General features: G+C 65.2%; 24 protein-coding genes. All 24 read left to right on the top strand.

The genetic code is table 11. The annotated features are described in order from the left end of the window. The 24 genes from EOT10_RS33180 to EOT10_RS33060 all read left to right on the top strand — a co-directional run bounded on the left by EOT10_RS33180 (position 1) and on the right by EOT10_RS33060 (position 12,816). Positions 1-297 carry a hypothetical protein gene (locus EOT10_RS33180; protein WP_127832090.1) on the top strand — a complete coding sequence of 99 codons (297 nt, stop codon included), beginning with the start codon at positions 1-3 and terminating at the stop codon, positions 295-297. Positions 298-780: 483 nt separating this feature from the next. Next, positions 781-1,089 carry a 30S ribosomal protein S10 gene (gene rpsJ / locus EOT10_RS33175; protein ID WP_003948644.1) on the top strand — a complete coding sequence of 103 codons (309 nt, stop codon included), beginning with the start codon at positions 781-783 and terminating at the stop codon, positions 1,087-1,089. A gap of 14 nt (positions 1,090-1,103) precedes the next feature. Continuing rightward, positions 1,104-1,748, top strand: a complete 645-nt coding sequence (gene rplC / locus EOT10_RS33170) for a 50S ribosomal protein L3 (RefSeq protein WP_127832089.1) — start codon at positions 1,104-1,106, stop codon at positions 1,746-1,748. A gap of 7 nt (positions 1,749-1,755) precedes the next feature. After that, the gene (rplD, locus tag EOT10_RS33165; protein WP_127832088.1) at positions 1,756-2,409 is read left to right on the top strand and encodes a 50S ribosomal protein L4; all 654 of its coding nucleotides are present in this window, start codon (positions 1,756-1,758) and stop codon (positions 2,407-2,409) included. Next, a complete protein-coding gene (rplW, locus tag EOT10_RS33160) occupies positions 2,409-2,825 on the top strand; it encodes a 50S ribosomal protein L23 (protein ID WP_127832087.1) in 417 nt (138 codons plus the stop codon). The genes rplD and rplW overlap by 1 nt, the downstream gene beginning before the upstream one ends. 39 nt (positions 2,826-2,864) lie before the next feature. Further along, positions 2,865-3,701, top strand: coding sequence for a 50S ribosomal protein L2 (gene rplB / locus EOT10_RS33155; RefSeq protein WP_127832086.1), 837 nt, complete (start codon positions 2,865-2,867; stop codon positions 3,699-3,701). 12 nt (positions 3,702-3,713) lie between these two features. Next, positions 3,714-3,995 carry a 30S ribosomal protein S19 gene (rpsS, locus tag EOT10_RS33150; protein ID WP_015035577.1) on the top strand — a complete coding sequence of 94 codons (282 nt, stop codon included), beginning with the start codon at positions 3,714-3,716 and terminating at the stop codon, positions 3,993-3,995. 42 nt (positions 3,996-4,037) lie between these two features. Continuing rightward, a complete protein-coding gene (gene rplV / locus EOT10_RS33145; protein WP_004571827.1) occupies positions 4,038-4,385 on the top strand; it encodes a 50S ribosomal protein L22 in 348 nt (115 codons plus the stop codon). Then, positions 4,385-5,230 carry a 30S ribosomal protein S3 gene (gene rpsC, locus EOT10_RS33140; RefSeq protein WP_127832085.1) on the top strand — a complete coding sequence of 282 codons (846 nt, stop codon included), beginning with the start codon at positions 4,385-4,387 and terminating at the stop codon, positions 5,228-5,230. Before rplV ends, rpsC begins: the two co-directional genes overlap by 1 nt. 5 nt (positions 5,231-5,235) lie before the next feature. Further along, positions 5,236-5,655, top strand: coding sequence for a 50S ribosomal protein L16 (rplP, locus tag EOT10_RS33135; protein WP_127832084.1), 420 nt, complete (start codon positions 5,236-5,238; stop codon positions 5,653-5,655). Then, positions 5,655-5,879: a 50S ribosomal protein L29 gene (gene rpmC, locus EOT10_RS33130; RefSeq protein WP_059079052.1), complete on the top strand. Its 225-nt coding sequence runs from the start codon at positions 5,655-5,657 to the stop codon at positions 5,877-5,879. The genes rplP and rpmC overlap by 1 nt, the downstream gene beginning before the upstream one ends. Beyond that, entirely contained in the window at positions 5,879-6,163 is a 285-nt protein-coding gene (rpsQ, locus tag EOT10_RS33125; protein WP_100594880.1) for a 30S ribosomal protein S17, read from the top strand. The genes rpmC and rpsQ overlap by 1 nt, the downstream gene beginning before the upstream one ends. 109 nt (positions 6,164-6,272) lie before the next feature. Continuing rightward, positions 6,273-6,641, top strand: coding sequence for a 50S ribosomal protein L14 (rplN, locus tag EOT10_RS33120; RefSeq protein ID WP_003974257.1), 369 nt, complete (start codon positions 6,273-6,275; stop codon positions 6,639-6,641). A gap of 2 nt (positions 6,642-6,643) precedes the next feature. Further along, a complete protein-coding gene (gene rplX, locus EOT10_RS33115; RefSeq protein ID WP_127832083.1) occupies positions 6,644-6,967 on the top strand; it encodes a 50S ribosomal protein L24 in 324 nt (107 codons plus the stop codon). After that, positions 6,967-7,524, top strand: a complete 558-nt coding sequence (rplE, locus tag EOT10_RS33110; protein ID WP_127832082.1) for a 50S ribosomal protein L5 — start codon at positions 6,967-6,969, stop codon at positions 7,522-7,524. The genes rplX and rplE overlap by 1 nt, the downstream gene beginning before the upstream one ends. Positions 7,525-7,529: 5 nt before the next feature. Beyond that, positions 7,530-7,715 (top strand): type Z 30S ribosomal protein S14, encoded by a 186-nt coding sequence (locus EOT10_RS33105; protein ID WP_003948630.1) that lies wholly within the window; start codon positions 7,530-7,532, stop codon positions 7,713-7,715. Positions 7,716-7,925: 210 nt separating this feature from the next. Then, a complete protein-coding gene (rpsH, locus tag EOT10_RS33095; protein WP_127832080.1) occupies positions 7,926-8,324 on the top strand; it encodes a 30S ribosomal protein S8 in 399 nt (132 codons plus the stop codon). Positions 8,325-8,345: 21 nt separating this feature from the next. After that, positions 8,346-8,885 (top strand): 50S ribosomal protein L6, encoded by a 540-nt coding sequence (gene rplF / locus EOT10_RS33090; RefSeq protein ID WP_127832079.1) that lies wholly within the window; start codon positions 8,346-8,348, stop codon positions 8,883-8,885. A gap of 3 nt (positions 8,886-8,888) precedes the next feature. After that, a complete protein-coding gene (gene rplR / locus EOT10_RS33085; RefSeq protein ID WP_127832078.1) occupies positions 8,889-9,272 on the top strand; it encodes a 50S ribosomal protein L18 in 384 nt (127 codons plus the stop codon). 42 nt (positions 9,273-9,314) lie between these two features. Then, on the top strand, positions 9,315-9,920 hold the full coding sequence (gene rpsE, locus EOT10_RS33080; RefSeq protein WP_005313527.1) for a 30S ribosomal protein S5: 606 nt from the start codon (positions 9,315-9,317) through the stop codon (positions 9,918-9,920). After that, entirely contained in the window at positions 9,920-10,102 is a 183-nt protein-coding gene (gene rpmD / locus EOT10_RS33075) for a 50S ribosomal protein L30 (protein WP_041985698.1), read from the top strand. Before rpsE ends, rpmD begins: the two co-directional genes overlap by 1 nt. A 2-nt stretch (positions 10,103-10,104) precedes the next feature. Further along, positions 10,105-10,560 carry a 50S ribosomal protein L15 gene (rplO, locus tag EOT10_RS33070; protein WP_127832077.1) on the top strand — a complete coding sequence of 152 codons (456 nt, stop codon included), beginning with the start codon at positions 10,105-10,107 and terminating at the stop codon, positions 10,558-10,560. Positions 10,561-10,849: 289 nt separating this feature from the next. After that, a complete protein-coding gene (gene secY, locus EOT10_RS33065; protein WP_127832076.1) occupies positions 10,850-12,163 on the top strand; it encodes a preprotein translocase subunit SecY in 1,314 nt (437 codons plus the stop codon). Continuing rightward, positions 12,163-12,816 carry an adenylate kinase gene (locus EOT10_RS33060; protein WP_127832075.1) on the top strand — a complete coding sequence of 218 codons (654 nt, stop codon included), beginning with the start codon at positions 12,163-12,165 and terminating at the stop codon, positions 12,814-12,816. The genes secY and EOT10_RS33060 overlap by 1 nt, the downstream gene beginning before the upstream one ends. Positions 12,817-12,826: the final 10 nt, after the last annotated feature.

Raw genomic sequence — 12,826 nt, 5'->3', positions numbered from 1 at the left:
GTGCTCGCCGCAGGGGCGCACGACCCGTCCCCCGTCCTCCTCTCCGTCTTCCTCCTCGCGGGGCTCGTCGCGGTCTGGGCCGGAGTGAACTGGGCGTTCGACGTGCGCGGCATCGCGACCCGGCGGTCCGAGCGGATTCGGCGGAGGAACGCGGACGCGTGGGCGGCGATGGGGCGGCTCGACGGGTCCCCGACCATGTTCGGGAGCGTGGGGTACCTGCGGTTCCTCGGCGTGCTCATGGCGTTCGCCGGGCTCGTGATGCTGCTCGCGGCGTACGCCCTGTGGCGGCTCGGGTGAGACGGGTGGGCAAGCCGGCGTAAGGCTCAATGACCTGCGCCACACGCCTCCGCGAGCCCCGGTTTGACCTTCGTCACTCCCCGGGTACTCTCTACGGCTCGATTGGCCAGGCGCCGCAGTGCTATGGCAGACTGTCGGGGTTGCTCGGTTGAGTGCCGATGCTGCGCGCCTCCCGCCGGGAGGACCGGAAGCGAGTCCCACAGTACTCGTCGCCCCATCTGTCAGAAGATCGAAAGATCCGCAGGCAGCGCTAGGGCGGACGTACGGGAATCTTTCGGGAAGTGCAGCGAGGTGGTTCAGCCAGGCGCCCGGTGGGTTTCTTCCCCCGGCTTCGCGGTCCTTGGGCCGCAGTCCCTCGCAGGGAAATCCGTAAGGAAATTTCTGCAGTGAGACTGCGACACGCCCGACCGCGTGGGTCGGAGGAGGACGGAATAGAACCCATCAGGTTCCAGAGCGTTTCGAGAGACAGGACTACTAGTAGCCATGGCGGGACAGAAGATCCGCATCCGGCTCAAGGCCTACGACCACGAGGTCATCGACTCCTCGGCGAAGAAGATCGTCGAGACGGTGACCCGCACTGGTGCGTCGGTCGCAGGCCCGGTGCCGCTGCCCACTGAGAAGAACGTGTACTGCGTCATCAAGTCGCCGCACAAGTACAAGGACTCTCGCGAGCACTTCGAGATGCGCACGCACAAGCGCCTCATCGACATCCTCGACCCGACGCCCAAGACCGTTGACTCGCTGATGCGCCTGGACCTTCCGGCCGGCGTTGACATCGAGATCAAGCTCTGAGAGGCGCGGAAGAGATGGCTAAGCAGATCAAGGGCATCCTGGGCGAGAAGCTCGGCATGACCCAGGTCTGGGACGACAACAACCGTGTCGTCCCGGTCACCGTGGTCAAGGCCGGTCCGAACGTCGTGACCCAGGTCCGTACGAACGACACTGACGGCTACGAGTCGGTCCAGATCGCCTTCGGCGAGATCGACCCGCGCAAGGTGAACAAGCCCCTCAAGGGTCACTTCGCCAAGGCCGACGTAACCCCGCGCCGCCACCTGGTGGAGCTCCGTACCTCCGGCGCCAGCGAGTACACGCTGGGCCAGGAGATCACTGCCGAGGTCTTCGAGGCGGGCGTCAAGGTTGACGTCACCGCGAAGAGCAAGGGCAAGGGCTTCGCCGGTGTCATGAAGCGCCACAACTTCAAGGGTGGCAAGGCGTCCCACGGTGCCCACCGTGTGCACCGCAAGCCCGGTTCCATCGGTGGCTGTGCCACCCCCGGCCGTGTCTTCAAGGGCATGCGCATGGCGGGTCGCATGGGCAACGAGCGGGTCACCACCCAGAACCTGACCGTTCACGCCGTTGACGCGGAGAAGGGTCTGCTCCTCATCAAGGGCGCAGTTCCCGGTCCGAACGGTGGCCTCGTCCTGGTCCGCACCGCGGCCAAGGGGGTTTGAGGAACCGATGAGCACCATTGACATCCTTTCGCCTGCTGGCGACAAGGCCGGGACGGTCGAGCTCCCCGCGGAGATCTTCGACGTAGAGAAGATCAGCATCCCGCTTCTCCACCAGGTCGTCGTCGCTCAGCTGGCCGCTGCCCGTCAGGGCACGCACAAGACCAAGCGTCGTGGCGAGGTCCGCGGTGGTGGGCGCAAGCCTTACCGCCAGAAGGGCACCGGCCGCGCGCGCCAGGGTTCGACCCGTGCGCCGCAGTTCGCCGGCGGTGGCGTCGTCCACGGCCCGCAGCCGCGTGACTACTCGCAGCGGACCCCGAAGAAGATGAAGGCCGCGGCCCTGCGCCACGCCCTCACCGACCGGGCCCGCAACGCTCGCATCCACGTCGTCACCGGCGTGGTCGACGGCGGAGTCTCCACCAAGGCCGCCAAGTCGCTGCTCGGCAAGATCTCAGAGCGCAAGAACCTGCTCCTGGTGATCGACCGTGCCGACGAGGCCTCGCTGCTCTCCGCTCGCAACCTGCCCCAGGTCCACATCCTGGAGCCGGGCCAGCTGAACACGTACGACGTTCTCGTCTCGGACGACGTGGTCTTCACCCAGGCCGCCTTCGAGTCCTTCGTGTCCGGCCCGCAGGCCAATGACACCGAAGGGAGCGAAGCCTGATGGCTACGCGTCACCCGAGCATTGCCCCCAAGGCGGCCAAGGCCGCCAAGGCCGCGCGCATCGCCAAGGCGAAGCGCCACGAGGCCGAGGGCAAGAACACCGTCGAGACGCCGCTGAGCAAGAGCTTCACGGATCCCCGTGACGTCCTCCTCAAGCCGGTCGTCTCCGAGAAGAGCTACGCGCTTCTCGACGAGGGCAAGTACACCTTCGTCGTGGACCCGCGTGCGAACAAGACCCAGATCAAGCAGGCCGTCCAGGCGGTCTTCTCGGTCAAGGTCACCGGAGTCAACACGATCAACCGTCAGGGCAAGCGCAAGCGCACCAAGACGGGCTTCGGCAAGCGTGCGGACAGCAAGCGCGCGATCGTGACCCTCGCTGAGGGCGACCGTATCGACATCTTCGGCCAGGCCTCCTAACGGAGCGCCTTGGTCCGAATATCGGACGAGGACTGAGAAATGGGAATCCGCAAGTACAAGCCGACTACGCCGGGCCGTCGTGGCTCCAGCGTCGCCGACTTCGTCGAGGTCACGCGGTCCACGCCGGAGAAGTCGCTGGTCCGCCCGCTGCACAGCAAGGGCGGCCGTAACAACGCCGGTCGTGTGACCGTTCGCCACCAGGGTGGCGGACACAAGCGCGCCTACCGAGTGATCGACTTCCGTCGTCACGACAAGGACGGCGTGCCGGCGAAGGTCGCGCACATCGAGTACGACCCCAACCGCACCGCGCGCATCGCGCTGCTGCACTACGCCGACGGCGAGAAGCGTTACATCGTCGCTCCGCGTGGCCTGTCGCAGGGTGACCGCGTCGAGAACGGTCCTGGGGCCGACATCAAGCCGGGCAACAACCTGGCGCTCCGCAACATCCCGGTCGGTACCACGATCCACGCGATCGAGATCCGTCCCGGTGGTGGCGCGAAGTTCGCCCGCTCCGCGGGTGCCTCCGTGCAGCTGCTGGCGAAGGAGGGCACGATGGCCCACCTTCGTATGCCGTCCGGCGAGATCCGTCTCGTCGACGCCCGCTGCCGCGCCACGATCGGCGAGGTCGGCAACGCCGAGCAGTCGAACATCAACTGGGGCAAGGCCGGCCGCAAGCGCTGGCTCGGCGTTCGTCCGACCGTCCGCGGTGTGGCGATGAACCCGGTTGACCACCCGCACGGTGGTGGTGAGGGCAAGACCTCCGGTGGTCGCCACCCGGTCTCCCCGTGGGGTCAGAAGGAGGGTCGTACTCGTTCGCCGAAGAAGGCTTCGAACAAGTACATCGTCCGCCGCCGCAAGACGAACAAGAAGCGCTAGGAGCGGGTTTAGATGCCGCGCAGTCTCAAGAAGGGACCCTTCGTTGACGGCCACCTCGTAAAGAAGGTGGACGCTCAGAACGAAGCCGGTACCAAGAACGTCATCAAGACCTGGTCCCGTCGCTCGATGATCATCCCGGCCATGCTGGGTCACACCATCGCGGTGCACAACGGCAAGACCCACATCCCGGTGTTCGTCACCGAGTCGATGGTCGGCCACAAGCTCGGCGAGTTCTCGCCGACGCGCACCTTCCGGGGTCACGTCAAGGACGACCGGAAGTCGAAGCGCCGCTAACGCGGGGTGGAATCGACTATGACGAACACTGAAGGGACAACCATGGAAGCCAGGGCCCAGGCGCGGTACATCCGCGTCACGCCCATGAAGGCCCGCCGCGTGGTGGACCTCATCCGTGGCATGGATGCCACGGAGGCTCAGGCGGTCCTGCGTTTCGCCCCGCAGGCCGCGAGCGTGCCGGTTGGCAAGGTGCTGGACAGCGCCATCGCCAACGCTGCACACAACTACGACCACACCGACGCCTCTTCGCTGGTCATCAGCGAGGCGTACGTGGATGAGGGCCCGACCCTGAAGCGGTTCCGTCCGCGTGCTCAGGGCCGTGCCTACCGGATCCGTAAGCGGACCAGCCACATCACCGTGGTCGTCAGCAGCAAGGAAGGAACCCGGTAATGGGCCAGAAGGTAAACCCGCACGGGTTCCGGCTCGGTATCACCACGGACTTCAAGTCCCGTTGGTACGCCGACAAGCTGTACAAGGACTACGTCAAGGAAGACGTGTCCATCCGTCGCATGATGACCTCCGGCATGGAGCGCGCCGGCATCTCGAAGGTTGAGATCGAGCGCACCCGTGACCGCGTGCGTGTGGACATCCACACCGCTCGTCCGGGCATCGTCATCGGCCGCCGTGGCGCCGAGGCCGACCGCATCCGCGGTGACCTCGAGAAGCTCACGGGCAAGCAGGTCCAGCTGAACATCCTCGAGGTCAAGAACCCCGAGACCGACGCTCAGCTGGTCGCTCAGGCTGTTGCCGAGCAGCTGTCCTCCCGCGTCTCCTTCCGTCGCGCCATGCGTAAGAGCATGCAGACGGCGATGAAGGCCGGCGCCAAGGGCATCAAGATCCAGTGTGGTGGCCGTCTCGGCGGCGCCGAGATGTCCCGCTCGGAGTTCTACCGCGAGGGCCGTGTGCCGCTGCACACGCTCCGCGCGAACGTGGACTACGGCTTCTTCGAGGCCAAGACGACCTTCGGTCGTATTGGCGTCAAGGTCTGGATCTACAAGGGCGACGTCAAGAACATCGCCGAGGTCCGCGCCGAGAACGCTGCGGCCCGTGCGGGTAACCGCCCGGCCCGTGGTGGCGGCGCTGGCGACCGTCCCGCCGGCCGTGGTGGCCGTGGTGGCGAGCGTGGCGGCCGCGGCCGCAAGCCGCAGCAGCAGTCGGCTCCGGCCGCCGAGGCCCCCAAGGCTGACGCGCCCGCCGCTGCCGCTCCGGCTGAGAGCACCGGAACGGAGGCCTGACCGAAATGCTGATCCCCCGTAGGGTCAAGCACCGCAAGCAGCACCACCCCAAGCGCCGCGGTCAGGCCAAGGGTGGTACGACGGTTGCGTTCGGCGAGTACGGCATTCAGGCCCTCACGCCGGCGTACGTGACCAACCGCCAGATCGAGGCGGCTCGTATCGCGATGACCCGCCACATCAAGCGTGGCGGCAAGGTCTGGATCAACATCTACCCGGACCGTCCCCTCACGAAGAAGCCCGCCGAGACCCGCATGGGTTCCGGTAAGGGTTCCCCCGAGTGGTGGATCGCGAACGTGCACCCGGGACGGGTCATGTTCGAGCTGTCCTACCCGAACGAGAAGATTGCGCGTGAGGCGCTTACCCGCGCTGCTCACAAGCTTCCGATGAAGTGCCGGATTGTTCGGCGCGAGGCAGGTGAGTCGTGATGTCGGCCGGTACCAAGGCGTCCGAGCTGCGCGAACTGGGCAACGAGGAGCTCCTCAACAAGCTCCGCGAGGCCAAGGAAGAGCTGTTCAACCTCCGTTTCCAGGCGGCGACCGGTCAGCTCGAGAACCACGGTCGGCTGAAGGCCGTCCGCAAGGACATCGCGCGGATCTACACCCTCATGCGTGAGCGCGAGCTGGGCATCGAGACGGTGGAGAACGCCTGATGAGCGAGAGCAACGTGACTGAAGAGACTGCCGCCCGCGGCTTCCGCAAGACCCGTGAGGGTCTGGTCGTCAGCGACAAGATGGACAAGACCGTCGTCGTCGCTGTCGAGGACCGCGTCAAGCACGCGCTGTACGGCAAGGTCATCCGCCGTACGAACAAGCTCAAGGCGCACGACGAGCAGAACGCTGCCGGCGTCGGCGACCGCGTCCTCATCATGGAGACGCGTCCGCTGTCGGCGACCAAGCGCTGGCGCATCGTCGAGATCCTCGAGAAGGCCAAGTAATTACCTGAAGGGTTTCCTTCAGGTTCAGTTCCGCCAGGCTCGGCAGGGGCTCGACTCCCGTAAGGGATAAGGCCCCTGCCGGGAACCGGCAGACAAACAGGAGATAGACGTGATCCAGCAGGAGTCGCGACTTCGCGTCGCCGACAACACGGGTGCGAAGGAAATTCTCACCATCCGTGTTCTCGGTGGCTCGGGTCGCCGCTACGCGGGCATCGGTGACGTCATCGTCGCCACCGTCAAGGACGCGATCCCCGGTGGCAACGTGAAGAAGGGTGACGTCGTCAAGGCTGTCATCGTTCGCACCGTCAAGGAGCGCCGCCGTCCGGACGGCTCGTACATCCGCTTTGACGAGAACGCCGCTGTCATTCTCAAGAACGACGGCGACCCTCGTGGCACCCGTATCTTCGGCCCGGTGGGCCGTGAGCTGCGCGAGAAGAAGTTCATGAAGATCATCTCGCTCGCGCCGGAGGTGCTGTAAGCATGAAGATCAAGAAGGGCGACCTGGTACAGGTCATCACCGGTAAGGACAAGGGCAAGCAGGGCAAGGTCATCGCGGCCTTCCCCCGCGAGGACCGCGTCCTGGTCGAGGGTGTCAACCGGGTCAAGAAGCACACCAAGGCCGGCCCCACCGCCAGCGGTTCGCAGGCCGGTGGCATCGTCACGACCGAGGCCCCTGTCCACGTCTCCAACGTCCAGCTGGTCGTGGAGAAGGACGGCAACAAGGTCGTCACGCGTGTCGGTTACCGCTTCGACGACGAGGGCAACAAGATCCGCGTTGCCAAGCGGACGGGTGAGGACATCTGATGGCTACCACCACGACCCCGCGTCTCAAGACGAAGTACCGCGAGGAGATCGCGGGCAAGCTGCGTGAGGAGTTCTCGTACGAGAACGTCATGCAGATCCCCGGCCTCGTGAAGATCGTGGTCAACATGGGTGTCGGCGACGCCGCCCGTGACTCGAAGCTCATGGACGGTGCCGTCCGTGACCTGACCACGATCACCGGTCAGAAGCCGGCCATCACCAAGGCCCGCAAGTCCATCGCGCAGTTCAAGCTGCGTGAGGGCCAGCCGATCGGTGCCCACGTCACGCTCCGTGGCGACCGCATGTGGGAGTTCCTGGACCGCACCCTGTCGCTCGCGCTTCCGCGCATCCGCGACTTCCGTGGTCTGTCCCCCAAGCAGTTCGACGGCCGTGGCAACTACACCTTCGGTCTCACCGAGCAGGTCATGTTCCACGAGATCGACCAGGACAAGATCGACCGCGTCCGGGGTATGGACATCACCGTGGTCACCACGGCGACCAACGACGATGAGGGCCGCGCGCTTCTCCGTCACCTCGGCTTCCCCTTCAAGGAGGCGTAAGCGAGATGGCGAAGAAGGCTCTTATTGCCAAGGCTGCTCGTAAGCCCAAGTTCGGTGTGCGTGGCTACACCCGCTGCCAGCGCTGCGGCCGCCCGCACTCCGTGTACCGCAAGTTCGGCCTGTGCCGCGTGTGCCTTCGTGAGATGGCTCACCGTGGCGAGCTGCCGGGCGTGACCAAGAGCTCCTGGTAATCCCCTAGTTGGGATTCCCCGGACGCTCTCGGTAAGTATTTGGTCGGCGGGAACCCTCCTTCACATGCCGTAGGCTTGTGGGGTTGGGCGCCCGCCGCCCATACCGACTTACTACGCCGTAGGTCCCCGCGCCGCACCCGTCCCGCCTCTGTGTGGGGAGAGGGATGGCGCATACAGGAAACCCCGGCGAGAGAGGCCGAAGGCCAATTCATGACCATGACTGATCCGATCGCGGACATGCTGACTCGTCTGCGTAACGCGAACTCGGCGTACCACGACTCCGTGGCGATGCCGCACAGCAAGATCAAGTCGCACATCGCGGAGATCCTCCAGCAGGAGGGCTTCATCACCGGCTGGAAGACCGAGGACGCCGAGGTCGGCAAGAACCTCGTTCTCGAGCTCAAGTTCGGTCCGAACCGTGAGCGCTCCATCGCGGGCATCAAGCGGATCTCGAAGCCGGGTCTGCGTGTGTACGCAAAGTCCACCAACCTGCCGAAGGTGCTCGGCGGCCTGGGCGTGGCGATCATCTCCACGTCCCACGGTCTGCTCACCGGCCAGCAGGCGCAGAAGAAGGGCGTGGGTGGGGAAGTCCTCGCCTACGTCTGGTAGTCGGGAACGGAGGAATAGCTAATGTCGCGTATTGGCAAGCTCCCCATCACGGTTCCCGCCGGCGTGGACGTCACCATCGACGGCCGTACGGTCGTGGTGAAGGGCCCCAAGGGCTCCCTTTCCCACACCATCGTGGCGCCGATCGAGATCGCTAAGGGCGAGGACGGCGTTCTGAACGTCACCCGCCCGAACGACGAGCGTCAGAACAGGGCCTTCCACGGTCTGTCCCGCACGCTGGTGGCGAACATGATCACCGGCGTGACCCAGGGTTACGTGAAGAAGCTCGAGATCAGCGGTGTCGGTTACCGCGTCCTGGCGAAGGGCTCCAACCTGGAGTTCTCGCTCGGCTACAGCCACCCGATCCTGATCGAGGCGCCCGAGGGCATCTCGTTCAAGGTCGAATCGGCGACCAAGTTCTCGGTCGAGGGCATCGACAAGCAGAAGGTCGGCGAGGTTGCGGCCAACATCCGCAAGCTGCGCAAGCCCGACCCGTACAAGGCCAAGGGCGTCAAGTACGAAGGCGAAGTCATCCGCCGCAAGGTCGGAAAGGCGGGTAAGTAAGCCATGGCATACGGTGTCAAGATTGCTAAGGGCGACGCTTACAAGCGTGCTGCCATCAAGCGCCGTCACATTCGTATCCGTAAGCACATCTCGGGTACGGCTGAGCGTCCGCGCCTGGTCGTGACGCGTTCGAACCGCCACATCGTCGCCCAGGTCATCGACGACGTTAAGGGTCACACCCTCGCGTCGGCGTCGACCCTGGACACCTCGATCCGTGGTGTCGAGGCCGACAAGTCCGCGCAGGCCGTCAAGGTCGGTGCCCTGGTCGCCGAGCGCGCCAAGGCCGCGGGCGTCGAGGCTGTCGTGTTCGACCGTGGTGGTAACCAGTACGCCGGGCGCATCGCCGCCCTGGCGGACGCCGCCCGCGAAGCCGGTCTGAAGTTCTGATCCGGTTCCGTAGCTAGCGGAAAACGAAGAGAGGTAATTCCAATGGCTGGACCCCAGCGCCGCGGAAGCGGTGCCGGTGGCGGCGAGCGGCGGGACCGGAAGGGTCGCGACGGTGGCGCTGCTGCCGCCGAGAAGACCGCGTACGTTGAGCGCGTTGTCGCGATCAACCGCGTCGCCAAGGTTGTGAAGGGTGGTCGTCGCTTCAGCTTCACCGCGCTGGTCGTGGTGGGCGATGGTGACGGCACCGTCGGTGTCGGTTACGGCAAGGCCAAGGAGGTGCCGGCCGCCATCGCCAAGGGTGTTGAGGAGGCCAAGAAGCACTTCTTCAAGGTCCCCCGTATCCAGGGCACCATCCCGCACCCGATCCAGGGCGAGAAGGCTGCGGGCGTCGTCCTGCTGAAGCCTGCTTCCCCCGGTACCGGTGTTATCGCCGGTGGCCCGGTGCGCGCCGTCCTGGAGTGCGCCGGCGTTCACGACATCCTGTCGAAGTCGCTCGGCTCCGACAACGCGATCAACATCGTGCACGCGACCGTGGCGGCCCTCAAGGGCCTGCAGCGTCCCGAGGAGATCGCGGCTCGCCGTGGTCTGCCCCTCGAGGACGTCGCCCCCGCGGCTCTGCTTCGTGCGCGTGCGGGAGCGGGTGCGTAATGGCCCGCCTCAAGATCACGCAGACGAAGTCGTACATCGGCAGCAAGCAGAACCACCGCGACACCCTGCGTTCGCTCGGGCTCAAGCGCCTGAACGACGTGGTCGTCAAGGAGGATCGTCCCGAGTTCCGCGGCATGGCTAACACCGTGCGGCACCTCGTGACGGTCGAGGAGGTCGACTGATCATGGCGGAGAACAACCCGCTCAAGATCCACAACCTCCGTCCCGCCCCCGGCGCCAAGACCGCGAAGACCCGTGTGGGTCGCGGTGAGGCCTCGAAGGGTAAGACGGCCGGTCGTGGTACCAAGGGCACCAAGGCCCGCTACCAGGTTCCGGAGCGCTTCGAGGGTGGCCAGATGCCCCTCCACATGCGTCTCCCGAAGCTCAAGGGCTTCAAGAACCCGTTCAAGACCGAGTTCCAGGTCGTGAACCTCGACAAGCTGTCGGCTCTGTACCCCGAAGGTGGCGAAGTCACCGTCGAGGGTCTCGTCGCCAAGGGTGCGGTCCGCCGCAACAGCCTCGTCAAGGTCCTCGGCCAGGGCGAGATCTCCGTGGCACTGCAGGTGACGGTCGACGCCGTCTCCGGCTCCGCCAAGGAGAAGATCACCGCCGCCGGCGGTACCGTCACCGAGCTCGTCTGACTTTTTCAGACGTCTCGATGACATGAGCGTTTCCCGACCGGGGATGCCCCACATATGGGGCATCCCCGGTTGGTCGTTCCAAGGGGGGCACGGTCGCCGGTATGGTGGCCTGCACTGTGCTGTATCCGTCTGGGGCTCGCGCCCCGGGCCGGGAGATGTGTTCTGAAGGCGACGAGTTCTGACGGAACTTCACCCGGCGCTCGACTGTTACGTACTACGTAGTCCCTCATTCATCGAACCTCAAGACCGTCACCTCTGACGCACGTGCGCGGGGGTCGCAGGAGGCACCGTGCTCACCGCGTTCGCCCGGGCGTTCAAGACGCCCGACCTGCGCAAGAAGCTGCTCTTCACGCTCGGCATCATCGTGATCTACCGAGTCGGTACGCACGTACCGATTCCGGGTGTGAGTTATAAGAACGTCCAGACCTGCATGGACGCGGCCAGCAGCACCCAGGGGCTGTTCGGTCTCGTCAACATGTTCAGTGGCGGCGCGCTCCTGCAGATCACGATCTTCGCGCTCGGCATCATGCCGTACATCACCGCGAGCATCATTCTGCAGCTGCTGACTGTCGTGATCCCGCGGCTCGAGGCCCTGAAGAAGGAGGGCTCGGCGGGTACGGCGAAGATCACGCAGTACACGCGCTACCTGACCGTGGCGCTCGCCATCCTCCAGGGCACCGGCCTCGTCGCGACCGCCCGCAGCGGCGCCCTCTTCCAGGGCTGCCCCGTCGCGAACCAGATCGTTCCGGACCAGTCGATCTTCGTGACCATCACGATGGTCATCACCATGACCGCCGGTACGGCCATCGTCATGTGGCTCGGTGAGCTCATCACCGACCGCGGCATCGGCAACGGCATGTCGATCCTGATGTTCATCTCGATCGCCGCCACCTTCCCGAGCGCCCTGTGGACCATCAAGAAGACGGGCGACCTGGCCGGCGGCTGGATCGAGTTCGGCACCGTGATCCTGGTGGGCCTCGTCATGGTCGGCCTGGTGGTGTTCGTGGAGCAGGCGCAGCGCCGCATTCCTGTCCAGTATGCGAAGCGCATGATCGGTCGCCGGTCTTACGGCGGTACGTCCACTTACATCCCGCTGAAGGTCAATCAGGCGGGTGTGATCCCTGTCATCTTCGCTTCGTCGCTGCTCTACATCCCGGCCCTCGTCGCGCAGTTCGCGGGAGGTAATTCCGGGTGGAAAACCTGGATCAACGACCACCTGACCAAGGGAAATCACCCCTATTACATCGTTTCGTACTTCCTCTTGATCGTGTTCTTCGCCTTCTTCTACGTGGCGATCTCGTTCAACCCCGAGGAAGTTGCGGACAACATGAAGAAGTATGGTGGCTTCATCCCGGGCATCCGGGCCGGCCGGCCCACCGCTGAGTACCTCAGTTACGTGCTCAACCGGATCACCTGGCCGGGTTCGCTGTATCTGGGTCTGATCGCTCTCGTACCGACGATGGCGTTGGTTGGCTTCGGGGCAAGCCAGAACTTCCCGTTCGGTGGTACCAGCATCCTGATCATCGTGGGTGTCGGGCTGGAAACGGTGAAGCAGATCGAGAGCCAGCTTCAGCAGCGCAATTACGAAGGGTTCCTCCGCTGATGCGTATCGTCCTCGTCGGGCCGCCCGGTGCGGGCAAGGGAACGCAGGCCGCGTTCCTTGCCAAGAACCTGTCGATCCCGCACATCTCCACGGGCGACCTCTTCCGTGCCAACATCAGCCAGGGCACGGAACTCGGCAAGCAGGCGAAGGCGTTCATGGACGCCGGCAACCTGGTGCCGGACGAGGTCACCATCGGGATGGCCAAGGACCGCATGGCACAGCCGGACGCCGTGAACGGCTTCCTGCTCGACGGCTTCCCGCGCAATGTGTCGCAGGCCGAGGCCCTCGACGCGTCGCTCAAGGCCGACGATGTGCAGCTCGACGCGGTTCTGGACCTGGAGGTCCCCGAGGACGAGGTGGTCAAGCGCATCGCGGGCCGCCGCATCTGCCGCAAGGACTCGTCGCACGTCTTCCACGTGACGTACTCGCAGCCGAAGGTCGAGGGCGTCTGTGACGTCTGCGGCGGCGAGCTGTACCAGCGGGACGACGACAGCGAGGACACTGTCCGTAACCGCCTCGAGGTCTACCACACGCAGACCGAGCCGATCATCGACTACTACCGGGCCCAGGGCCTGGTCGTGACGATCTCGGCGCTCGGCAAGGTCGACGAGGTGACCGCGCGGGCCATGGACGCCCTCAAGCGCGACAAGTAGTCGTTACGCA

This window comes from Streptomyces antnestii (assembly GCF_004005495.1).
Classification (GTDB): domain Bacteria; phylum Actinomycetota; class Actinomycetes; order Streptomycetales; family Streptomycetaceae; genus Streptomyces; species Streptomyces antnestii.
The sequence above is the reverse complement of the archived record's forward strand: the minus strand, read 5'-3'. Positions and strand labels throughout refer to the sequence as shown.